Consider the following 22,262-nt stretch of genomic DNA (forward strand, 5'->3'; position numbering starts at 1 on the left):
TGGGGTACTTGATGGTGCCGGCTACCGGAATCGAACTGGTGACCTACTGATTACAAGTCAGTTGCTCTACCAACTGAGCTAAGCCGGCATCAAGTGGAGCGCATTCTAGGAAGTGTGGCGGCGGGATGCAACAAAAAAATTGCGATAAAAGTTCTTATGCCTGTTATTTGTGCAATTCTTCGCAAAATCCTGCGCTTCATCAAAAGATTCGTTTAAAGATGCGCCGCTTCGACTGTTTTTCCGCCGCGCCGCCAGCGCCTTTTTTTGTTCTGCTCTGCCCGCCGCCCGGCCTGATTTCTTTTTCACAGGGTAAAAAGCGACAGATGTGCCTTTGATGAGCCGTGATTTTTTCAATAAATGCGGCAAGCGTTCCGTTTGCGGACTCAGATTTTATTTTTCCTTCTGATTCCGCCCCGTCTGGTGTTAACCTCCTGCCCATTGTTTTCTGAAATTTACCTTAGTTACGCGAGCGAGACGGCGCAAGCCCACTCTGCGCACGCCACGACGGGCAAGTTCTTGCTGGCAGAAGCATGCATATGAGTAAAAAAGAGTCCTTGTTGACCACACCCTATCTGCAATTTAACCGTTCGCAATGGGCAGCGCTGCGTGATTCCGTGCCGATGACCCTGAGTAAAGAAGAAATTGCCCGGCTTGAAGGGATAAACGAAGATCTTTCTCTGGATGAGGTGGCGGAGATCTACCTGCCGCTCTCACGCCTGCTTAACTTTTATATTAATTCCGACTTACGTCGCCAGGCGGTGCTGGAACAGTTTCTGGGCACTAACGGCCCGAAGATCCCCTATATCATCAGTATCGCCGGCAGCGTGGCCGTAGGCAAGAGCACCACTGCCCGCGTGCTTCAGGCGCTGCTGAGCCGCTGGCCGGAGCATCGCCGCGTTGAGCTGATCACCACGGATGGCTTCCTGCATCCTAATCAGGTTTTGAAAGAGCGCGGCCTGATGAAGAAAAAAGGCTTCCCGCAATCTTACGATATGCACCGGCTGGTAAATTTCGTTTCCGCGTTAAAGTCAGGTGCGGCCCAGGTTACCGCGCCGGTTTATTCGCATCTGATTTACGATGTCATTCCCGATGGCGATAAGCTTGTTCAACAGCCGGATATTTTAATTCTGGAAGGCCTTAACGTGCTGCAAAGCGGCATGGACTATCCGCATGACCCGCATCACGTCTTCGTTTCCGATTTTGTAGACTTCTCGATCTATGTGGATGCGCCGGAAGATCTGCTGCGCCACTGGTACATCAATCGCTTTCTGAAATTCCGCAAAGGCGCTTTTACCGATCCGGATTCCTATTTCCACAATTATGCGAAGCTGCCGGAGGACGAAGCTGTCGGCATCGCTACGCAGCTGTGGGAAGAGATCAACCTGATGAATCTGAAAGAAAATATCCTGCCAACCCGCGAAAGAGCCAGCCTGATTATGACCAAGAGCACCGATCACGCTGTGGATCTGGTCAGGCTCAGAAAATAACGCCCCGGCTATCCGTGCTACGGAAGGCGCAGAAACAGTCGCGGCGGAGTTGGTTCGCCAATTTTATCGCCGCGCCGCCAGCCAGATCGCATAGGCCTCGTCCCAGATAGCCGCAGGCGTTCCCGCTCTGCCAAGGCCAAAACCGTGCCCTCCTTGCGTTATCTTTATCTGCTCCACTGGCACGCCCATACGGCGGCAGGCATCGTGCATAATCTGCGTATTGTGTGGATTGGAAGTATGATCGTCTTCCGCCTGGGCTAAGAAGGTTGGCGGAAAGCGGCGCGTAACGTAATTTTCCACCGACCAGCCAGCCTCGTCTGCTGGTGAAGCGTTTTTCCCCACAATTTCGCTATGAGTGCGCGTGTGGGTATAGGGCGCCTCTAGCGTAATCACCGGGTAGATCAGCGCCACGCTGTCCGCCACAGGTGAAATTTGATCCAGCGTATCCTGCGGCCTATAGGTAACAAAATCTGGCCGCGCCGCCGTCATACCCAGCAGATGCCCGCCTGCGGAAAAGCCTAACAGATGGACTTTTCGCTCCAGAGAACGCACCAGTCTGATCGCACGCTGCGCATCCTGAAAGGGCGCCAGCCTGCCCGCATGCCATTTTTCGTGCGGCAGGCGATAGCTCAGCACATAGGCCGTATAGCCGCGCGCATTCAGCCAGCGTGCCACTGGCCAGGCTTCGCCGCCCATGCCGATCCAGCGATAGCCGCCGCCCGCCGCGATCAATACCGCAGAACCATTCGGCTCTTGCGGCTGGAACCGTTGGATAGCCGGGCTGACGATATTCGACCAGGAACCGTTAGCGGAAACATGTAAATTGCCATGCGGCCCGCCGCCACCCGGCGGCTCGTCCGGCCATAGCGGAATGATATCTTCTCTGGCGAAAAGTTTTCCGGTGGTCATCGCAAGCATGGCTGCGCCGGTTCCCAAAATTAACCGACGTCGACTAATCATTTGGCATGTTCTTCCTCAGTGACAAAGCTTTTCATCACTTTTTCCGCTGTAAACTCATCCGCAGATCCTGCAAAGCGGATGCCAAATCGGTAGAGCGTGAAGCGAAATAAATTATCGGCAGGAAACAGCGCTTTTTTATGCGATTTGACCGGAAGGAAGCAAGAGAAATTAACGGTGAGGTTGAGACTGCCCGGTGCAAGCCGGGCAGAAAGCGCTTAGTGCGCGCTGCTTTTTTCTCTGCGCGACATGGCATCCAGATAGCCCATCACGAAAGCGGAAAGCACAAACGCCAGATGGATAATCACATACCACATCAGCTTGTTATCAGGGATATTTCTTGCGTCCATAAAGACCCGCAGCAGATGAATCGAGGAGATTGCCACAATCGAAGCCGCTACTTTATTTTTCAGCGAGCCGGAATCCATTTTGCCCAGCCAGCTCAGCTTCTCTTTGTGCTCGCCGATATCCAGTCGCGAGACAAAGTTTTCATAGCCAGAGAGCATTACCATCACCAGCAGGCCGCCAACCAGCGTCAGGTCGATCATCGACAGCAGCACCAGCACCAGATCGTTTTCTGCGATAGCCAGCACGTTGGGCAGCAGGTGAAAAACTTCCTGGAAAAATTTGATCGCCAGCGCCAGCAGACCCAGCGAGAGGCCAAGGTAGATAGGCGCTAACAGCCAGCGCGAGGCGTAGATAAGGTTTTCAGTGAAACGTTCCATAGCATTCCGTAAACAGGTAGACACGTGCGTTAGTATACCCGATGGAATGTTAAATTTTTCACGGCCGCAAAACGGGCAGCGGAATTATTTGACCGGCCGAGCCAGCATGTCCGCCTCAACAGGTTCCAGTACGCGGCGCGCCTGGCGCTCAATACCGCCCATTCCCTGCACCAGCTCGTTACCGGCCTGGACGGGCTGCTGGCAGTCGTCAGGCACGCACCAGCCAGGCATTTCAACAATCGCCAGACGAGCAGGAACGGCAGCAAACCCCGTACTACCGGCCATTAAGGCGATAAGAAGAACATATTTTTTCATGGTTAACTTGAATCGACCGATCAGTGCAGCGCGCGATGCTGGTTGCGATAGTCTCTTGGCGTGACGTTAAAATGCTTTTTGAAAACGCGCTGAAAACACTGCTGGGAAGAAAAGCCCAGATCCATGGAAATGGTCATAATGGTCTTATGCGAGGTGATCAGGCTTTTCGCTGCTTCATCCAGGCGACGGCAGCGGATAAAGCTGCCCAGCGTCATGCCTTTTTTCTCTTTAAAAGCACGCTGTAAGTGCCATTTAGAATAACCGGAGCGGGCGGCCACGGCTTCGATATTCAGTCCATCGTCCAGATGCGCTTCGATCCAGTCGACGATAACGTCTACGATTTCACCTTTCACTTGCTTTCTCCTACGGCAACGCCCTGCATACGGCGTCGCCTGCCACGATGTAATTTTATATCTATATGTTTTTATTAGTTAAATTTTGATATGCAAAAAAACGAATAACTTATCAAAATTTGCCGGGAGGATATAAAGAAGCGTAAAATAGTTCAAATAGATAATTTTAATCTTCGTTAATAGATAGTCTCTATAGAGGTAGCTATGCTGGATCTCAATCTGGTGCGCGTTTTCACCGCTATTTATGAAACGCGCAGCGTCAGCGGCGCTGCCGATCGGCTTTTTATCACCCAGCCATCCGCCAGCTATGCCCTCGCCCGCCTGCGCAGCGAAACCAACGACGAGCTTTTCAAACGCAGTCGTAAAGGCATGGAGCCGACGCCGACCGCAATGCAGCTTTATAAAGTCTTTAAAAAGTCGCTGACCGGCATAGAAAAAGCCGTAGCGGAAACCCGCATCTTCTCGCCGGAAACCTCACGCTATAAGTTTCGCCTGGCGCTGACGGACTTAGGCGAGCTACTGCTTCTGCCCAAGCTGATTACGCTATTTCGCAACGTAGCGCCGCACATTCAGCTGGAAGTGGTGCCGGTAGACGTGCATAAGCTGGACGAATGGCTGCTGACGGGCCGCATTGACGCGGCGCTTTGCAGCCGTAACGAGTCCGTTTCCTCAGCCCAGCGGGAGCTGATGGCGTATGAACGCTACGTCTGCCTGTTAAACGTCGGGCATCCACGCATTCAGGATAAACTGACACTGGATGACTATATGCAGGAGCGCCACGTCGTGGTCGCTGCCACCAGCGGCCATCATATTGTGGAAGACAGGCTGAAAGAGTTTGGGCTGGAGCGGGAAATCGCGCTGGAAGTGCCGCACTTTGCCGCGCTGGGCGAGCTGATCGCCTCCAGCGATCTGCTGGTGACGCTGCCTTCCAGCGCCGCCAGGATCTATGCGCGCCGGGGTAATGGCCGCATGCTGGAACTGCCTTTCCACGTACCGAACCAGGAAGTCTTTCTCTATGCGCATACCGAAATCGGCGATATCACCGCAAAAACCTGGTTTTATAATGTGCTGCGCATTGCCGGGCCGACCATGATCGATCCCTGAACGTCCCGTCCTTAGAAGAGCTTACGAAAAGAAAACCAGACCCAGAGCACGTTCCTGACAAGCCACACCGTCAGGCAGCGATTGAGATGACGGAATGTGAAGCGGTTCAAGCCGCTTTGGGCGTCTTTCCGAATATATCGCAGAAATTTCCTGCTAATCCCGACAACAGCACAATGACCCCTTCTGAACCCGCCTCCTATAGTTGATGAAAACGTCCACCGGGCGTTTCAAACCTGAAGCGATGGAGGGCCTGTGGCTGGAGCAAAGCATTACGGGCCATGGACGGCCCGTACTGAGCTGCCATGGAAGGCGCTTTTTGCGTCTTTGCGTAAGACACAGGCCCTCCTGAGCCGGCATCGGCATGCTTTGTCATCAACTTCAAACGCCTGCCGGGCGTTTCCTCTCTCACCTGCCGCTACGGCAAGCTTCGTCATCTCTGCGCCTGTATTCAGAGCGACAATAAATAAGGGTAAGCACTATGACAGCAAAAAACGCATCGCACGTGCGCGTATGGATATTAATGCTGATACTGTTTCTTTCCGTTATCGCCTATGCGGATCGCTCAATTCTCTCTATCGCGGGCGGCGCCATTAAGGAAGAATTCGGCCTCTCGCCGATCCAGCTCGGCTTTATCCTTTCTGCCTTTAGCTGGGCCTATGTCATCGGCCAGATCCCCGGCGGGCTCTTTTTGGATCGTTTCGGCACCAAGCGAGTTTATGGTATCACCCTGGTGCTCTGGTCGATCTCTACACTGGCGATGGGCTTTGTCGGTGAGTTTTCTACCGGCCTGACCAGCGCGCTGGTGATTATGTTTTCCCTGCGCTTCGCGCTGGGACTGATTGAAGCGCCGAGCTTCCCGGCCAACGCCCGCGTCGCCATTATGTGGTTTCCGAAAGCCGAACGTGGCCGTGCCTCTTCGCTGTTTGCCTCGTCACAATATTTCGCCGTTGGTATCTTTTCGCCGCTCTCCGGCTGGCTGGTTTCCGAGTTCGGCTGGCCGTGGCCCTTCTTTGTGCTGGGCGCTATCGGTATCGTCGCCTTCTTTGTCTGGCTCTGGTATATGCAGGAACCCAGGCTGCACCGCAGCGTGTCGCCGCAGGAGTTGAATCATATTGTAGCGGGCGGCGGCCTGATTGATATCGATTCGGCGCAGCAGCGCAAAGACAAATCACGCCTTTCGCGCGCTACCTTTCGCAAGCTGCTAACCAACCGTATGCTGTGGTGCGCCTATATCGGCCAGTATTGCACCATAGCGCTGAGCTACTTCTTTATTACCTGGTTCCCTATTTACCTTGTGCAGGCGCGCGGCATGGATATTCTGCACGCTGGTTTCGCCACCGTCGCGCCCGCGCTGTTTGGCTTTGCAGGCGGCATTTCCGGCGGCATCATTTCTGATTATCTGATTGGCAAAGGCTGGTCGGTTTCCTGGGCGCGCAAAACCCCTTATATCGTTGGCATGTTAATGGCCGCCACGCTGATCGCCGCTGCCGTCGCTAACAGCAACTTTTGGGTAATAGCTATTATGTCCTTCGCTTTTTATGGCAAGGGCGTAGCGGCAGGCGCGGGAACCTGGGCAGTGATCAGCGACACGGCGCCAAAAGAAGCGGTCGGCCTGGCGGGCGCCATCTTTAACTGCGTCGGCAATATTGCCGGGATCGTCACCCCTATTATCTTTGGTTATCTGGTAGCGCTGACCGGCAGCTATAGCCTGGGACTGGTGTTTGTCGGCGCTCACTGCATAGTCGCTGCCTGCTGCTTCCTGTTCATTATGGGGCCGATAGAGCGCGTCGGCGGCGAAACGCCGGAGGATAAAGCATACCCGACCGGCACAGCGCCCGCCGCGCGCAGGCTTTAGCCGCGACAGGAAGACGTTGATCTTCGCCGATAAAACCTACACTTTACCTTTATGAGCAATCGGGCAGGCTCTTTCCTGCCCGCATAAAGACGGAGTGCACCTATGTCGCTAACCCTTCTGACGCAGTTGGCCGACCTTCCCGCCAGTCAGTGGGATGCTTTACTTCCTGATGACCAACCCTTTCTCCGTCACGCCTTTTTGAGCACGCTGGAAGAGAGCGGCAGCCTGGGCAAGCAGAGCGGCTGGCAGCCGGAGCACCTGCTCTGGGAGGAACAGGGCAAGATCCGCGCTGCGCTGCCGGGCTACCGCAAAAGCCACTCAATGGGCGAATACGTTTTCGATCACGCCTGGGCGGACGCCTGCCGTCGCGCCGGATTGCCCTATTACCCTAAATGGCTGGCCGCCGTGCCGTTCAGTCCCGTTACCGGCGCGCGGCTGCTGGGCGAAAGCGGCTTCGCCGCAAAATTGTTGCAGCATATTCCCGATTTTCTTCAGCAGCGCCAGCTGCACAGCGCTCATATTAACTTTGGCAATGCGCAAACCCGCGAGCTGATGGCGAAGCAAGAACGCTGGCTGCCGCGTCTCGGCTGTCAGTATCACTGGCGCAATCCCGGCTACCGCGACTTCAAGGATTTTCTGGATACGCTGATGTCGCGCAAACGCAAGCAGATGCGCAAAGAGCGAGAGCTGGTCGCCAGCCAGGGCTTTGAGTTCGAGTGGCTGGCCGGGCATCAGCTCAGCGAGGCGCACTGGGATTTTGTTTATACCTGCTACGCCAATACTTACGCGGTACGCGGCCAGCGGCCCTACCTTACCCGTGATTTCTTCAGCCTGCTGGCGGAGAAAATGCCGGAAGCCATTCGCGTAGTGCTGGCGACGCTAAACGGCCAGGCGGCGGCAATGGCCTTTAGCCTGGTGGATAGCGGAACGCTGTATGGCCGCTACTGGGGCTGCCTGGCGGAGTTTAACCGGCTGCATTTCGAAACCTGCTTCTACCAGGGAATGGACTACGCCATTGAACACGGGCTGAAAAGGTTTGACGCTGGCGCGCAGGGCGAGCACAAGCTGGTGCGCGGTTTCGAGCCGGTGATTACCGAGTCATGGCATTATCTGCGGCACGAAGGCCTGTTCGAAGCGGTAGCGGATTATTTACAACAGGAGCGGCCTGGCATACAGGCCTGGGCTGAGGAAGCCCGCGAGTCACTACCTTATCGGCGCGACGGTGAATAACGGGCAGTCCGTAAACTGCCCGCAACACGCTAAGCTTCGCCGACGAAGCCGCCGGTCTGATGCCGCCACAGCCGCGCGTACAGGCCGTTTTGCGCCAGCAGTTCGCTGTGGCTGCCCGTTTCGGCGATGCGGCCGTTTTCCAGCACCACCAGCCGATCCATTTTAGCGATGGTAGAAAGGCGATGCGCGATAGCAATCACCGTTTTGCCGCCCATCAGCGTCTCCAGGCTCTCCTGAATCGCCGCTTCCACTTCAGAATCCAGTGCGGAGGTCGCCTCATCCATAATCAGAATCGGGGCGTCTTTGAGGAGAACCCTGGCAATAGCGATACGCTGGCGCTGGCCGCCGGAAAGCTTCACGCCGCGTTCGCCAACGTGTGCATCCAGCCCGAAACGGCCCTGCGGATCGGAAAGCAACGGGATAAACTCATCGGCCTTCGCGCGATGGATCGCCTGCTGTAACTCTTCTTCAGTTGCGTGAGGACGACCATACAGCAGGTTATCGCGGATGGAGCGATGCAGCAGAGAAGTATCCTGCGTAATCATACCGATCTGCGCGCGCAGGCTTTCCTGGCTGACATGAGCAATATCCTGACCGTCGATGGCGATGCGTCCGCCGTCCAGGTCATACAGGCGCAGCAGTAAATTAACCAGCGTAGATTTTCCCGCGCCCGACGGCCCAATCAGGCCAATCTTTTCGCCAGGCCGGATGGTTAGCTGAAGATTATCGATAACCCGACGTTCTTTGCCGTAGTTGAAATTGACGTTTTCATAGCGAATCTCGCCGCGATCGACTTTTAGCGTCGGCGCCTGTGGCTTATCGTTCACGCTAACCGGCTGGGCGATAGTCTGCAAACCGTCCTGCACCATGCCGATGTTTTCAAAAATGCCGTTGACCACCCACATAATCCAGCCGGACATATTGACGATGCGGATCACCAGCCCGGTCGCCAGCGCGATGGCGCCCACGCTAATCAGCGACTGCGTCCACAGCCATAGCGCAAGCCCGGTCGTGCCCACAATCAGCAGGCCGTTCAGCGTAGTGATAGCAACATCCATATTGGTCACCATACGGCCCTGCTGGCGGGTTTTATCGGTCTGATCGCCAATCGCCTCGCGCGCATAGGCGCGCTCCAGATCGCTGTGTGCAAACAGTTTTAGCGTGGTGATATTGGTATAGCCATCCACAATAGTGCCCATCAGCTTCGAGCGTGCATCGGAAGAGGCGACGGAACGGGATTTCACGCGCGGTACAAAATACTTCAGACTGACAATGTAGCCCGCAATCCACAGCAGCAGCGGGATCATCAGCCGCCAGTCCGCTTCGGCAAACAGCACCAGCGAGGTAATGGCGTAGATCAATACATGCCAGAGCGCGTCTACTGCCTGGACAGCCGAATCGCGTAAAGAGTTACCGGTTTGCATAATGCGCTGCGCGATACGGCCAGCAAAATCATTCTGGAAGAAATTCAGGCTTTGCCGCAAAACATAGTTGTGATTTTGCCAGCGGATCATGCTGGTCATGCCAGGGTTGATGGTCTGATGCACCAACATATCGTGCAGCCCGATAAAGACCGGCCTGAGTACCAGCGCCACAACCACCATCCAAATCAGTTCGCTGGCATGCTCGCTGAAAAAGCTGGCGGCCGGTGTGGTATTCACCATATCAATAATGGTGCTGAGAAAGCGAAACAGCGCCACCTCGATCAGCGAAGAGATCAACCCCACCACCAGCAGGATAGCGAAGCTTTGCCAGACCTGGCGCAGATAGTAAACGTAAAAAGCCCAAACGCGATTAGGCGGCGTGTCGCTGGGCGCATCCTGGAAAATGTCGATCAGTTTTTCAAAACGGCGATACGGCATAGTTAACTCACTTCCACAGCCAAAAGAAGTGATCGTAGTGCATTTTCCCGCTTCCTGACGATGCGGCGGCGGCCCCGGCTGGCCTGCCGGCGAATTTTTTAATACTCTCAGGTGGCACAAACAACGCCCGGACAGGAAGCGACTGGCGGCAAGCGGATAAGGAAACAATGACCGGGACAAAGGGGCGAAGATGGAACGGCTGGATTGTGATCGTATGCTGGTGGCGGTGATGGAACTGGGCAGCTTTGCCGCGGCGGCCGAACGGCTGGGCACCAGCAGCGGTCAGGCATCAAAGCTGATTTCCCGCCTGGAGAGCGAACTGGGGGTGCAGCTCCTGAAGCGCAGCACGCGCTCGCTCTACCCTACGGAAATAGGCCAGGCCTATGTTGAACGTGTTAAAAGCATTCTGGATGATTTCGACGCGCTGGACGCCTCGGTGCGCCACGCCTCAGGTAATCCTACTGGCCGCCTGAAGCTAAGCGTGCCGCTGACTTTCGGCACCCATAGCCTGGCGCCAGCGCTGATCGCCTTCGCCAAAGCCTGGCCGGAGATTGAACTGGACATCAGCTTCTCCGACCGCCTGGTCAACATTGTTGATGAAGGATTCGACATGGCGCTGCGTATCGGCAGGCTTAGCGACAGCAGTCTGATTACCCGCCGCCTGAGCGATATCCGTATTATCGTGGCGGCCAGCGACGCCTATTTGCGTGAGCACGGCGCGCCTGAGGATGTGTGCCAGTTGGCAGAACATAGCTGCATTATCGACACTAATTTCCGCGAGCCAGGCAACTGGCAGTTTCGTGATGAAAACAAGCGAATATTGTCGGTCGCCATCGAGGGAAGATTGCGTTTTTCTAATGCCGAGGCCTGCCTGGGTGCGGCCGTTGCCGGACTGGGTATCGCACGCATGCCGACTTTTATTGCCGGAGATCGGCTGCGGGAGGGCGTTATCAAGCCGCTGCTTCGACAATATGAGATGCCGCCGCTGGGGCTATATGTCGTCTATCCGCCAGCGCGCTATCTGGCGCATAAAGTACGCGCGCTAACAGATTTTCTGGAAGCGTATTATGCAGGCGAAGCGGCATGGGATCGCGGCTGGTAATTCTTTCCATTACGGAAGGAATATTCACCCTTATCCGGGGATTATCATTATAGCGGAATCAGTGTAGCCTTAAGTGAAACCGTTTCCACTGGGGGAAATCGGTTCCTCAGGAGAAATTAACGTGGCAAAAGGACTGATTGTTCTGTTACATGGCGTTGGCAGCAACGGCGAAGATTTGGCTGGGCTGGGCGCGCATTGGGCAAGCACGCTACCGGATGTCGCTTTCGCCAGTCCCGACGCGCCTTTTCCTTTCGAGCACGGCCCAGGCTACCAGTGGTTCAGTCTGAGCGGCGTTACGCCAGCCAACCGGGCGGCGCGGATTTTCAATGCTCGCCAGCATTTCGACCGCTGGCTCAGCGGCGTGCTGGTGGCACACCAGTTACAGCACAGCCCGGAAAAAGTGGTGCTGGCAGGCTTTTCACAAGGCAGCATTATGGCGCTGGACGCGGTAGTCTCTGGCCGCTGGCCGGTCGCTGGCGTGGTGGCCTTTTCCGGCAGGCTGGCTTCCCCGCATCCTTACAACCTGGCGAAGCAGACGCCGATCATGTTAATCCACGGCATGGCCGACAGCGTTATCCCCTGGGCTGAAAGCGAAACGGCAGCCAGACAGCTACGCGAGCTGGGCGCCGCTGTCAGCACCCAGTTCGACGCCTCTGTCGGCCACACGATTTCCGCGCAGGGCGCGCGCAGCGCTGGCGAATTTATCGGGAAATGTCTGGCGCAGTAGCGCTTTCATTCAGCCGCTTTTGGTAAAAGGCGAGGTTCAGCCAGCGATCGAATTTCCAGGCAACCTCGTTTAGCGTACCGGCCAGCGTAAAGCCTTTTTTCTCATGCAAAGCGATGCTGGCGCGGTTATCCGCGTCGATGCTGCCGATCATCAGATGCATCCCTTTTTCCCGCCCCTGCTCGACGATGGCATCAAGCAGCAGCTTGCCCAGCCCGCGGCCGCGAAAATCGGGGTGAATATAAATGGAATGCTCCACGGTAAACTGACAGGCGGCATGTACGCGAAAAGTGCCGTAGCTGGCGAAGCCCATCAGCCTGCCCGTTTCGTCTTCAACGCCGATCACCGGAAAATCTTGCTGGCGCTTCACGGCGAACCAGCTTTGCATGCTTTCCGGCGGACGCGGCTGGTAATCATAAAGCGCCGTGGAATTCACAATAGCTTCGTTGAAAATAGCCAGAATAGCCGCGCTGTGGCGCGCTTCGGTGCAGGCGATGATCTTCATTACTGGCGGACATCCTCAATGGCGGAACGGATAAACAACGGCGGCGCAGGGGCCGCTACGATTAAAAATATCACTAATCAGGTTGTCAATAAGTCGCGCAGCGTCTCCAGATCGCGCTGAACGGTCGCCACATCCTGGGCAAACTTTTCGTCCGAGGTAAAAGGCTGGCGAAACAAAGTAATCAGCACATTCGCGCCCTCCTCGTTACCGACAACCCGCATCGGCACGAAAATCTCCTTGCCGAAACCGGTATCAACATAGTGATCCATCACGCCGTAAGGATTGTGGTCGGTAAAACGGATTTTAATCGCGCCTTCCGGCCCCACGCCTTTCCAGTAGCTGCCATCCTGCTCCAGCTCCGCTTTGCTCAGGCCGCTGGCCCATTTCGGGAACCAGCTGGGTTTCCAGATAGTTTCGTAGAGATCAACCCAGTTACGGGGGATGGTCAGACTAATGGTTTGCGATGGCAGCATAGCAGCTCCTGAATTTTTATCGTCACAGGATTAAACCATTGCCGGATAAGGATGAAAAGGGGCGGCGGGCCGCCCTAAATACTCTTAAGCTCAACTTTTGACGTTTCTGCGTCGTAGGCGGCTCTCAGGCTAAGGTCGAGCGGATGCGGTTGCCAGGCGATAAGTCCGCCGATTTCAAAGCAGACCAGGCTGTTCCTGCCCAATATGCCGTTCTCCGCCAGCGGGCGCACCAGCAGCGTTTCCGGAATAATTCTTGGCTCGAAGCGCAGCAGCGCGCTGCGAATATTTTTTTCAATAATGTTCCAGTTGTGATGGTGCGCATATTTTCCTGTCAGCGGCGCAACGCCATAATTAAATACCGAGGCCATAAGCGGGCCGTGACGGCTCTCATCCAGCTGCTCTTCCAGGTTAGTACTGTTTAGTAAACAGGCGATATCCTTCTGCACGACGGCGCGCATCTCTCTGGCATTCAGATAGCAGGCATCGTAGCTTTCCTGCTGTTTTTTCGGCTCATCGTCCAGCAGTCGTTCCAGCAGCGTCGGCAAAAAACCGCGTTTTTTTTCCATGGTGCTGGCCTAATCGAAGTGGATATTGGCCGCTTCCAGCAGCGAGATCTCGCCGCTGTCGGTAATCAGCACCTTGCGTCCTGCACCGGTGACCAGCGTAGCGGAGATCTGCAACCATTCGCTGCGCAGCCCCAGCTTTTCGCTTTGCTCTGCGCCAGCGCTAAGCGGATAGCGGGCGGGCACATAGCCGTAGTGAAACTCGCCGCCAATTTTGATCTGTGCGCGTGCCCAGACCAAATCGAGCAGATCTTCAGGCGGCCTGACATTCAGCAGCTGGAGCGAAGCAAAGGGCACCTGACGATAGCCTCCCGCGCTGATAAATTCGCAGGCTGGCCCGATGCGTCCGTCGCTGTCGGCGATCCAGACGAATCTGCCGAGGGTCTCGCCGCCGCCAGCGCTTTCCGGTGCCAGCGCGAATGCCTGCTGGCGCAGCTCCTCGGCGCGCTCCGGCTTATTTTCTGTCCGGGCCTTATTCGCCTGTTGCAGCAGCGTCATCCATTCCGGCGTGGTCGGGGTAAACAGGCCGGGGCTACGCTTGCCCGCCAGCACCTCTTCACGCATTAGCTCGCTCAGAATTAAATTTTTGTACAACTCGCACTGCTTCTGCGCGGTCTCATCCAGCAGAGCCAGAGTTTGTAGCTGCATCAGGGCTTTCTCCCACTCGCCCTCAATGCAGTAAAGCCTGAACAACGTATTGCGCAGCGCGCAGTCGTCAGGTTTAGCCTTAACCTGTGCCGTAACCTCAGCAAGAGTCGCGCTTAAAGAAGAGGTTTTCAGTAAAGCGGTCAGGGAAGTAGCTTTATGCATAGTGGTTTCCATTCCTGTTAGTAAGGGCTGTCCAGACCCGGTTTATACAGATCCTGATAGACCAGCTCCGGTACGGCCTTCTTCTCTTTCGAGGCGATATTCTCCGGCGCCAGCAGTTTTAAAATGTCCGTTTTTTCCTCATCGAAAATTAACGCTTCAGAAACGCCTTCAACGTTCAGCTCTTCCCAAACCTTATCGATCAGCGAGGGTGCCTGGATAATGCATTCCGTCAGCGTTTTCGCCTTCATTTCTTCGCGGACGGCATCAAAATAATCATCGCAGTCGGGAAGCCGCACCGCTGTGGGCTGTTCACTGACAAAAGTCCGGTTCTGCTCGCCCCAGATAAGGAATTTTTTATATTCCGCCTCCAGTTTTTTCAGGATATCCGTTTCCGCCACTGTCGAGACGGCGTCGTTAAAATAGCGATAGTCGCCCGTATGGTGTCCACCGTTAGGCAGAATGGTCTCCACCTCCGGTATAACCAGATTGGCCTTTTCCTCTGTGGCGTGCGCTTCCAGCAGGCTGTAGAGTATTTCGTCTTTATCAGCCGCCTCATCATCCGCGTTAATCGTAAAAGCGTAATGCCCTATCTGGATAGCGGCGTTAAGACGCAGCGCGTATCTCTCGCCTGGCACCACAAGGTTGTCATCCACTACGCACAGCAAATTTACGCAGTCGTTGAAAATGACCGGCCCGCCCGCCGTGGTGTAAAACCAGACCACGCCTCCGCTCGGCCCGACATCGCTGAATACGCCGGTTTGCGGGTTAAAACAGGCAGCCCGCTCTTTTGTATAGCGCTCGCCAAGGGCAAAAGCAGGCTGGTTATCGGGCCAGGTCATCAGTAATTGCATAGATTAGCCGCCGATAGTGACATTGCCTGAGCCGCTGACGATGGCCGCTCCGCAGCCGGTCACATCGCCAAGCCGGGCCGCATTGCAGTTGTTGATAAAGACGCTTCCCGAACCTGAAGCCACAGGTGCGCCGCCGTGCAAAGCACAGGGCGCCGCGCTTAAGCCTAAGGCCGCTGCGGAGCAGTTATTGGTAAATACATCGCCCGATCCGCTCACTATCGCGCCGCCATGCGCAATAGCGTCGCCAAGCCTGGCCGCTGGGTTTCCCATATTTCACCTCCTTTTGCTGTTTAACAGAGCGTTGTCCGGCAGAGAAAACCTGCAGCTCGCTGACTATTAATGAGCCACAGGCTGCCAGATGCGTTAATTATTTTCCGGGTCGTCCTTTGTTATTGCCGTTCTGGCGATAATCGTCGGCGTTACCGTCGGCTCTGGCGTCGTTGCCGTTGGCACCGGATCCGTTACCGTCGGCTCCGGCGTCGTTGCCGTTGGCACCGGATCCGTTACCGTCGGCTCCGGCGTCGTTGCCGTTGGCACCGGATCCGTTACCGCCGGCTCCGGTGTCGTTACCGTTGGCACCGGCTCCGTTGCAGTTGTGCAGGGCACCGTAACCGTGACGGTCACTATCGGCAAGCAAGGCAGTGGGAACACCAGCCCGATAAAGCCAAAGATCTTCAGGCTGGGAATACCGGCGATAAAACCACCCCCGCCACCACCACCGCCGCCGCCACAGCTACAGCAGCTACAGCAGTCGCCCGGATTTAAATCGACCTGACCTCCCTGCAGCACGATATGGTCGGCGCAAAGAATGATTTTTCCTGCGCAAAGCGAAAGCACGCCGCCCGCCATCAGCGACATCGCGCCGCCCGCCATAGCGGCCATATAGCCGCCAGCGCTCAGCGAGTAGTAGCCGCCCACATTATTCATCCAGGCACCGCCTACATTCATTGCAGAAGCACCGCCTACGCTCAGCGAATGAAAGCCGCCCACGTTACTCATAAAGGCGCCGCCCACATTAATGCCTTTAGCGCCGCCCACGTCGTCAGACTGCGCGCCAGCTACATTGATGGTGTAAGCGGCGCCAACCATTAACGAACTGTTGCCATTGACCGTAGTGGATTCATTGATCCCGACCACCCTGGAACTGCTGGCGCCAACGCTTAAAGAGCGCGTTGCGCCGACCGAAATATCGGAATGCAGTCCAATGGTCTGCGACTCATTGCGCTTGGTCAGGCGCGACATATCTCGTTCGGCCTGTTCCCAGTACTGCTCCAGCCCAGGCTTGTCCTCGAACTGGATACCGTTGAAGTTGGTACGGCCGCCGCCTACGGTACGGCTGACCAGGCCGCTTTGCGTAGCGTTTTCCGGCAGATCCCAGGGCGGCATCGTCACATTGTTATAGAGGCTGCCGATCACCAGCGGCCGATCCGGATCGCCGTTGATAAAATCTACAATGACCTCATGGCCCACGCGCGGGATATAAATGCCGCCGAAATTATTGCCCGCCCAGGCCTGGCTGACGCGGATCCAGCAGGAATCCGTCTCGCGGTTTTGACCGTAGCGATCCCATAAAAAGCGCACTTTGATCCGGCCCCAGGTATCAGTCCAGATATCTTCGCCCGGCGGCCCTACAACTACCGCCGTCTGTGGCCCGCTGGTTTTAGGGCGCCGCGCCCGCTGCGGATGACGATAGATTTTGGTGGTCGGCTGGACGGTAAAGTGGCACTGATAGCTGAAATCCCCCATACCGGTTACCTGGCTGACGTCCGTCACGGTCAGCTCGCTGGAAATCACCATATATTCCCGGTTCGCTTTTTCCAGCGGATAGTTTTGCAGCTCGAAATTGGTGCCGCACACCACGCCCCGCAGTTCGCCATAGCCCGACGCCCGCGATCCCAGCGCGCCGCGCTCTTCCATACGCACTTTCGCCAGCTGTTCGCCGATTGCAGGCTGGTCGTAATCGCCGGGCCAGTGATAAAGCTCCATTTCGTTAAAGCTGGTATGGCGAGGCTTAACGTCAATAGCCGAAATATCCGCGCGGGATTTCGTGAAGTCGTAATCGTTGGTGTACCACCTGCCGGAGGTAATGGTTTCCTGGAACTCAAAGCGGGTTATATATTCCTGTCCGGCCTTAGGCTCGCTCGGCATATAGTGCAAAACGTGGTAGGCCTCGCTGGCGAACCTTTTATGCGCGCCGACGTGATCCACCAGCACCAGCTTGTGCTTCCGATCTTCGTGCTCGAAAAACCAGTAGATGCCCCACTCTTCCATCAGCCGTTCAATAAAATTAAAGTCCGTTTCACCATATTGCACCTGAAAATCCAGCAGCGGATAGGTGCCGGTCAGCCGCTTCTCCATCGGGAAGTTATATTCCGCCAGCACCTCGTCGATGATAGTCACCACGTTTTTTTGCTGGAATATTTTGAAATCAGAAGTCAGCTCCGTGAGGTAAAGCCAGGGCCGAACAATAATTTCGTAAATAGCCTGGTTGGCGTCGCGACCGAGAAAGCGCGCACGCTGCACCAGGCCGGAAATTTCACGGCTGCCTGCACCGATGCCGATCGCCTCGTCAAGGCCGTTGCCGTCAAGCTCGATGGCGACGGTCATTTCTTTGCCTATCAGCGCTTTAATATCGACGTTTGCTGCCGACTGCCATGGAATTAAATCATTGGCGGGCGTCTTCGCGGTCAGCGTATAGCTATATAAAGAAGAAAATGATTCTTTTCCTTCCAGCTTTGTTAACACCAGCGCGGTTTCGCCCAGCAACAGAGGCATCGCTGAACTACTTAACGTAATGGTTCTTGCCATATCCACACCTGTTCCTTGGTTTATATTGCACGTTAAGGGAACGGATCTCCCTCACCTTTTCTTCACCAGTCAAGCCGTTGTGAGTCGATGATTTTGCCGTAGCGGCTTTGCCGCCAGAGCCAGGCCTGATTGCCGGCCCGAATAGCTGCGGGCCATTCCGGCCACGGCATCCTGCCGACGCCCTTGTCTTCAGTGAGGATGTCATCAAACTCACCATGCCCGGCAAGCAGCAGATCCGACTGGCTGCGAAAGCGGTAGCTCTCGTTAAGTAGCTTTTCGCGCAGCGGAGAATAGTGGGAGCGCAGCAGGTCGAGCCACGACTTCAACGGCCTGTCCTGATGAGCCACGCCCTGCTGTACCGTCATAATCCTCGCCAGCCAGAAGCCAGGATGAAAATTTGTTGCCAACGCCTCCTGTAGCCAGCGATAGCTGACTGCGGCATAGAGCGCGGAAACTGCTGCCTTTTCATCAGTGGTCAGCGCGCCCACATAAAAGCGATCTCTTTTCCCCAGCGGCGGCAGCACGAAACACCAGGGATAGGCTTTGGGCAGCAGCTGGCCTGGTAGCGTCGGCCGCATCGCGGGCACTATTTTCTCTGCTAACGCCGCAGCGACTTTTTTCCGCTCCCGGCTTAGCGCCGGTACGCGAGCCTCCCTGGCAATAATAATGATGCGCACAGTGATGTTTCGCTCCGCAGCCCCGCCGGTCAGAATGCGCCGGGGCAGTTAAAATTTTTAAGTAAATCAACGATAAGCTCATCGCCGTAAGTCAGGCCGGTTACTTCAATCTTGATAGGTCGCCGGTGAAGGTTAAACAGCAGCACCGGCTGCCCGGAAGCTGACGTAGCGATATCGTTGACGGTATCCAGCCAGCGCATTAGCGCCCAGGGGCCGGTCAGCGTCAGGCCGTTTTCCTGCGACAAAATGCGCGGCTTAGTGCTCATATTCACCACCGATTCAGCCCGCGTACCCGGCCAGTGGAAAAGTTTGGGCGTCACCGGGCCGTGGGAATAGCCCATCACGCTGCCGTCGAAATTGAGGTTAAGCTGGGTCACCGACGGCGCCAGATAGGGAATAGCCACGGAAAAATCGATGCCCAGCGTGCGGCCGCCGTTTTGAAAGAAAGCGCTGCGAATTGCCGCCGCCTGCTCGAACACATCCAGCGCTTCCGAAGCCTGCAAATTGATGTCGCCGCGATAGCGCCAGGGCGTGCTGGCGGTATCCACCTTATCCGCCAGATTTTTTTGGAAATAATCATCCAGCACGCCGCCAGCAGCAAAGAAACGCTCGAAATCGCGCAGGCTGACCTCCTCGCTATTGTCAGCAAAGGGATAGCGGCCCTGCAGCGTACTGCGGCAAACTTCGCCAGGGCCTGAAGCTATGGTTCTGTTGCTGCTGTAAACAATCTGGTGATTCACCCGCCGATAAGCGCCGTTCAGCAGCGGGGCGATAATGTATTTAAAGGGATCGGGCCAGACAGCGGACTCGGCGCTCAGCCGCTGTCCGGCATCGGATACCGCTGGCAGATTGCCGTTTCTGAGCGCGCTGTCGGAGATCACCAGCAGCGTATATTGATCGTTCAGCACGCCCATGATCTGATGAAGTTTGGTGCCGGAAGCCGCGCCCGTTCCCTGCTCGCCGCCGCCAACAAATTCACGCAGCGGCACAAAATAGTTATCGACGCCCTGACGCAGCACCTTCTTTTCGTGCGCGGCCAGCGCCAGGTTAAGCTTTGCCGCGGCATCCGTCAGCCGCCCGCTGGTCAGCCTGGTACCGCTCAGGCTCTGGTTTTTCAGCAGGCTCTCCTGTTGATCTTCCGCCAGCGTGGTTTCCCTTACGGCGCGCCTTGCCAGATTTATCAGCGGCGAATTGGTAGCAACCAGCGCGCGCAGCATATAGATATCGAACGACAGCCCGGTATTGTTATGCTCCGCGCCCTCGCTTTTCAGGCGGATACTTTGCAAAAAAGCCTGCCAGCGCCGGGTGTACTCTTTCAGGTAAAGCTTCATCAGCGCCTCGCGGGTGGGATCTACCACGCCCGCGCCCTTGTCCACTTTTAGCGATTTCAGGCCGCCTGCCGCGCCCTCATTGCCCATCACCCAGCTATCTTCAGCCTGTAAATCCCGCACCGTCGTGCCGAGTTTTTTTTTAAAAACCTGGTGATAGCCTTCCCAGGTAAAAATCCCCGGCATGCCTTTCTCCGCCAGATCGGCATCGTTCAGGGTAAAGATCTGACCGGCATCCTCATCGGTCATTTTGCTCAGGGTCAGGTTTTCTGGCGCTTCCGTCTGCATCTGCGCCATCACGCGTTCATAGAGTCGGTTATTCAGCGTGTTGCGGTTTAATATCTCGCGCGCTTCCGCTACCAAATTTTTATCCGTCGGCTGGCCGTACTGGCGCCAGTCCGGGCTGGCGAAAAGCGCGTTGAGATGAGCAATAAACAGACTTCGCTCTTCATAAGGCTGAATTTTTCCGGCGTTGTCCCAGTCGCTGGCAATTTCGCTGACCAGCCAGGCCAGATTAAATTCGCCCTGGCCCGCCAGCATCAGATAACGTTTAAGGCAGCGGTAAATTTCCGCGTTATCGCGTCCGTAAACGGCGTTCTGTAAGGCTTCGTGCGCCTGGCTTTCAATCAGCGGAAACAGCAGCCGCCGCAGAAAATAGTGATAAAGGCTATCGGCGTCTTCGGCCAGATTTTTACCGATATAAAGGCCATAGCGAAAAGGAAGTTCGGGATGCAGCACGTCCAGCCCGCCGTACTCCGGCAGATACTGCGCCAGGTTCAGCAGCAGCGGCAGCCGGTTTTCATCGGCCTTTTTCTCATAGCTTTTTACTTCCGCTTCCAGCCTTGTCGCCTTTTGCGCCGCCGTCGCCAGATAATCGCCGTTGTTGCCGTAGCTGTAATAAATCCCGCTCAGCAGCCAGATGCCGAGGGCGATGCAAAAACAGTGGCCGAAGAAATTTTGAAAGCGGTATTTGGTTTCCACCCGCAGGTTGCGCCGGGCCAGATCGGCATCTTTCAGGATAATCTCCGCAAAGACTTCCTTAAGAAAATAGTGTCTTCCCCAGGCGACGTCCTTCACCAGCGCATCGTTTTCCGGCGCGAGCGAAGCCGGAACGGCCAGCGGAACCGCATGACGATTGGCAATAAAGTTGCGCCATTTTTGTATCAGCGTGCCGTTGTTAACCATCACGCTGTTTTCAGGCTGGTGACTGCTGACGAAATAGATGCCGCGCAGCGAGCTGTAGCCCTGGTTCTCGTCGTAGCGGGAGGCGAAAAAAATGTTCTGCGCGACTTCCGTTACGCCTTCAAGCAGCATTCTGAAATCCTGCGGCAGCGCGTACATCCGCTTTCTGTCCGCATTGTCGTACTCTTCCTGCTGGCGTACCGTCATATAGCGTTCGAGCCGGTTTTCCAGCAGGCTAAACTCCGCTTCGATGCGCTCGCGAAGATCGCCAGTGGCGCCTTTGCTCTCTTCGCCCCAGGGAAAAGTGACGCCCCACGGCTGTTCGCGCTCCTGCTCGGTCAGGCTACGAAAATATTCGGCAAACCCCAGCAGCAAATCCAGCTTGGTCACCAGCACGTAAACAGGAAAGCGCACGCCCAGCGCGCTGCGCATATGATCAAGCCGGGCACGGACTTTTGCGGATAAATCGTACAGTTCCGTTTTGTTTTTGCCCATGATGTCGGTAATAGACAGGGTAACGATCGCGCCGTTAACCGCCTGTGCCGCACGATATTTGCGGATGGCTTTTATAATGCCGTGCCACTCCGGCTGCTCGTCCGCCGAATCGATATATTTGCCTGCCGTATCGATAAACAGCGCTTCGTTAGCGAACCAGCATTCACAATTGCGGGTGGGCAAGCTCTCTTTACAGACCTTATTGAGCTGCTCCGGCAGGGGAAAATGCTGGCCTGAAGAGAGGATCGCCGTAGTTTTGCCGGCGCCTGAAGTACCGGTTACCATGTACCAGGGCAGGTCGCTGCGCATTTTTCCCGAAAAAAGAAACCGTTGCAGCAGCGTACCGTTTTTACGCATTTGCCTGACATAGGCCGCCGCGTCGCGGATAGTGGCGTTAATCTCGCCGGGATCTTTTGCCTCTTTCTCTTCTTTTACGCTGAAAAACCTGTCCAGCAGCTTAGGGTTGCTTTTCAGCGCCAGCAGCAGCTTCCAGCCGCCGTACAGCAACGTCACTAACAGGATCACGCCGATCAAAGTGCATCTGGCAGCGATCCCCGCCAGCGGATAGCCTTCGCCAATCAGGAAATAGGGGCCGATAGTCCAGACGATGACACAGGCCGTGATGGCCAGCAGCAGAAACAGCGGCACGCTAAACCAGAGCCCGATAAGGCAGAGTAGCGCCAGCGCGATAAAGATAATCCGCGCCTCGATCCCGGCCAGCGGACGCGTTTCACCGAACCCCAGCAAAGGCCCCAAAAACCAAATGGCGGCGATGATCAGCGCGAAAAACGCGATAACCATGGCTATTTTGAAGCCGCGAGGCGAGAACATCCTGTTCAGATTAAACATGCTTTAG

At 55.8% G+C, this 22,262-nt stretch carries 21 protein-coding genes and 1 tRNA gene; 6 read left to right on the forward strand and 16 right to left on the reverse strand.

Annotated elements, in window-relative coordinates:
- Positions 1–12 precede the first annotated feature (12 nt).
- Positions 13–88, reverse strand: a tRNA-Thr gene (locus ACETPC_RS14025).
- Between the two features lie 17 nt (positions 89–105).
- Entirely contained in the window at positions 106–366 is a 261-nt protein-coding gene (locus ACETPC_RS14030) for a hypothetical protein (RefSeq protein ID WP_380182243.1), read from the reverse strand.
- 170 nt (positions 367–536) lie between these two features.
- On the opposite strand from ACETPC_RS14030, the gene coaA reads away from it, so the two are divergent.
- Positions 537–1,487, forward strand: coding sequence for a type I pantothenate kinase (gene coaA, locus ACETPC_RS14035; RefSeq protein WP_380182245.1), 951 nt, complete (start codon positions 537–539; stop codon positions 1,485–1,487).
- A 63-nt stretch (positions 1,488–1,550) separates the two neighbouring features.
- On the opposite strand, the gene ACETPC_RS14040 is transcribed toward coaA, so the two are convergent.
- The 4 genes from ACETPC_RS14040 to ACETPC_RS14055 form a co-directional block, all read right to left on the reverse strand.
- On the reverse strand, positions 1,551–2,447 hold the full coding sequence (locus tag ACETPC_RS14040) for an alpha/beta hydrolase (protein WP_380182247.1): 897 nt from the start codon (positions 2,445–2,447) through the stop codon (positions 1,551–1,553).
- A gap of 215 nt (positions 2,448–2,662) precedes the next feature.
- Entirely contained in the window at positions 2,663–3,169 is a 507-nt protein-coding gene (locus tag ACETPC_RS14045) for a TIGR00645 family protein (protein WP_380182249.1), read from the reverse strand.
- 84 nt (positions 3,170–3,253) lie between these two features.
- On the reverse strand, positions 3,254–3,484 hold the full coding sequence (locus tag ACETPC_RS14050; protein WP_380182251.1) for a hypothetical protein: 231 nt from the start codon (positions 3,482–3,484) through the stop codon (positions 3,254–3,256).
- A 20-nt stretch (positions 3,485–3,504) separates the two neighbouring features.
- Positions 3,505–3,837, reverse strand: a complete 333-nt coding sequence (locus ACETPC_RS14055; RefSeq protein ID WP_380182253.1) for a helix-turn-helix domain-containing protein — start codon at positions 3,835–3,837, stop codon at positions 3,505–3,507.
- A 204-nt stretch (positions 3,838–4,041) separates the two neighbouring features.
- Here ACETPC_RS14055 and ACETPC_RS14060 point away from each other — a divergent pair, with 204 nt between their 5' ends.
- The 3 genes from ACETPC_RS14060 (at position 4,042) to ACETPC_RS14070 (ending at position 8,026) form a co-directional block, all read left to right on the forward strand.
- Positions 4,042–4,941 (forward strand): LysR family transcriptional regulator, encoded by a 900-nt coding sequence (locus ACETPC_RS14060; protein WP_380182255.1) that lies wholly within the window; start codon positions 4,042–4,044, stop codon positions 4,939–4,941.
- 478 nt (positions 4,942–5,419) lie between these two features.
- Positions 5,420–6,796: an MFS transporter gene (locus ACETPC_RS14065; protein ID WP_380182257.1), complete on the forward strand. Its 1,377-nt coding sequence runs from the start codon at positions 5,420–5,422 to the stop codon at positions 6,794–6,796.
- 102 nt (positions 6,797–6,898) lie between these two features.
- Complete coding sequence (locus ACETPC_RS14070; protein WP_380182259.1) at positions 6,899–8,026, forward strand: GNAT family N-acetyltransferase; 1,128 nt, start codon at positions 6,899–6,901, stop codon at positions 8,024–8,026.
- 29 nt (positions 8,027–8,055) lie between these two features.
- Here the strand turns inward: ACETPC_RS14070 and ACETPC_RS14075 are convergent, their stop codons facing one another.
- Positions 8,056–9,888 carry an ABC transporter ATP-binding protein gene (locus ACETPC_RS14075; RefSeq protein WP_380182261.1) on the reverse strand — a complete coding sequence of 611 codons (1,833 nt, stop codon included), beginning with the start codon at positions 9,886–9,888 and terminating at the stop codon, positions 8,056–8,058.
- Positions 9,889–10,078: 190 nt separating this feature from the next.
- Between ACETPC_RS14075 and ACETPC_RS14080 the strand changes: the two genes are divergently transcribed.
- Both ACETPC_RS14080 and ACETPC_RS14085 read left to right on the forward strand, forming a co-directional pair.
- Entirely contained in the window at positions 10,079–10,990 is a 912-nt protein-coding gene (locus ACETPC_RS14080) for a LysR family transcriptional regulator (RefSeq protein ID WP_380182263.1), read from the forward strand.
- Positions 10,991–11,111: 121 nt separating this feature from the next.
- A complete protein-coding gene (locus ACETPC_RS14085) occupies positions 11,112–11,717 on the forward strand; it encodes an alpha/beta hydrolase (protein ID WP_380182265.1) in 606 nt (201 codons plus the stop codon).
- Here ACETPC_RS14085 and ACETPC_RS14090 read toward each other — a convergent pair.
- The 9 genes from ACETPC_RS14090 to tssM all read right to left on the reverse strand — a co-directional run bounded on the left by ACETPC_RS14090 (position 11,692) and on the right by tssM (position 22,255).
- Entirely contained in the window at positions 11,692–12,219 is a 528-nt protein-coding gene (locus tag ACETPC_RS14090; protein WP_380182267.1) for a GNAT family N-acetyltransferase, read from the reverse strand. The genes ACETPC_RS14085 and ACETPC_RS14090 overlap by 26 nt on opposite strands.
- 77 nt (positions 12,220–12,296) lie before the next feature.
- Entirely contained in the window at positions 12,297–12,692 is a 396-nt protein-coding gene (locus ACETPC_RS14095) for a polyketide cyclase (RefSeq protein ID WP_380182269.1), read from the reverse strand.
- 74 nt (positions 12,693–12,766) lie between these two features.
- Positions 12,767–13,258: a type VI secretion system baseplate subunit TssE gene (locus ACETPC_RS14100; protein WP_380182271.1), complete on the reverse strand. Its 492-nt coding sequence runs from the start codon at positions 13,256–13,258 to the stop codon at positions 12,767–12,769.
- A 9-nt stretch (positions 13,259–13,267) separates the two neighbouring features.
- Positions 13,268–14,065: a type VI secretion system accessory protein TagJ gene (locus ACETPC_RS14105; protein ID WP_380182273.1), complete on the reverse strand. Its 798-nt coding sequence runs from the start codon at positions 14,063–14,065 to the stop codon at positions 13,268–13,270.
- A gap of 17 nt (positions 14,066–14,082) precedes the next feature.
- Positions 14,083–14,916, reverse strand: a complete 834-nt coding sequence (locus tag ACETPC_RS14110) for a TagK domain-containing protein (protein ID WP_380182275.1) — start codon at positions 14,914–14,916, stop codon at positions 14,083–14,085.
- Between the two features lie 3 nt (positions 14,917–14,919).
- Complete coding sequence (locus tag ACETPC_RS14115) at positions 14,920–15,186, reverse strand: PAAR domain-containing protein (protein WP_380182277.1); 267 nt, start codon at positions 15,184–15,186, stop codon at positions 14,920–14,922.
- Between the two features lie 93 nt (positions 15,187–15,279).
- Complete coding sequence (tssI, locus tag ACETPC_RS14120) at positions 15,280–17,691, reverse strand: type VI secretion system tip protein TssI/VgrG (RefSeq protein WP_380182682.1); 2,412 nt, start codon at positions 17,689–17,691, stop codon at positions 15,280–15,282.
- A 95-nt stretch (positions 17,692–17,786) separates the two neighbouring features.
- Positions 17,787–18,401, reverse strand: coding sequence for a hypothetical protein (locus ACETPC_RS14125; RefSeq protein ID WP_380182279.1), 615 nt, complete (start codon positions 18,399–18,401; stop codon positions 17,787–17,789).
- A 29-nt stretch (positions 18,402–18,430) separates the two neighbouring features.
- Positions 18,431–22,255, reverse strand: a complete 3,825-nt coding sequence (tssM, locus tag ACETPC_RS14130; RefSeq protein WP_380182281.1) for a type VI secretion system membrane subunit TssM — start codon at positions 22,253–22,255, stop codon at positions 18,431–18,433.
- Positions 22,256–22,262: the final 7 nt, after the last annotated feature.

The sequence above is a fragment of the Pantoea sp. sgz302252 genome, from assembly GCF_042610525.1.
GTDB lineage: Bacteria > Pseudomonadota > Gammaproteobacteria > Enterobacterales > Enterobacteriaceae > Erwinia.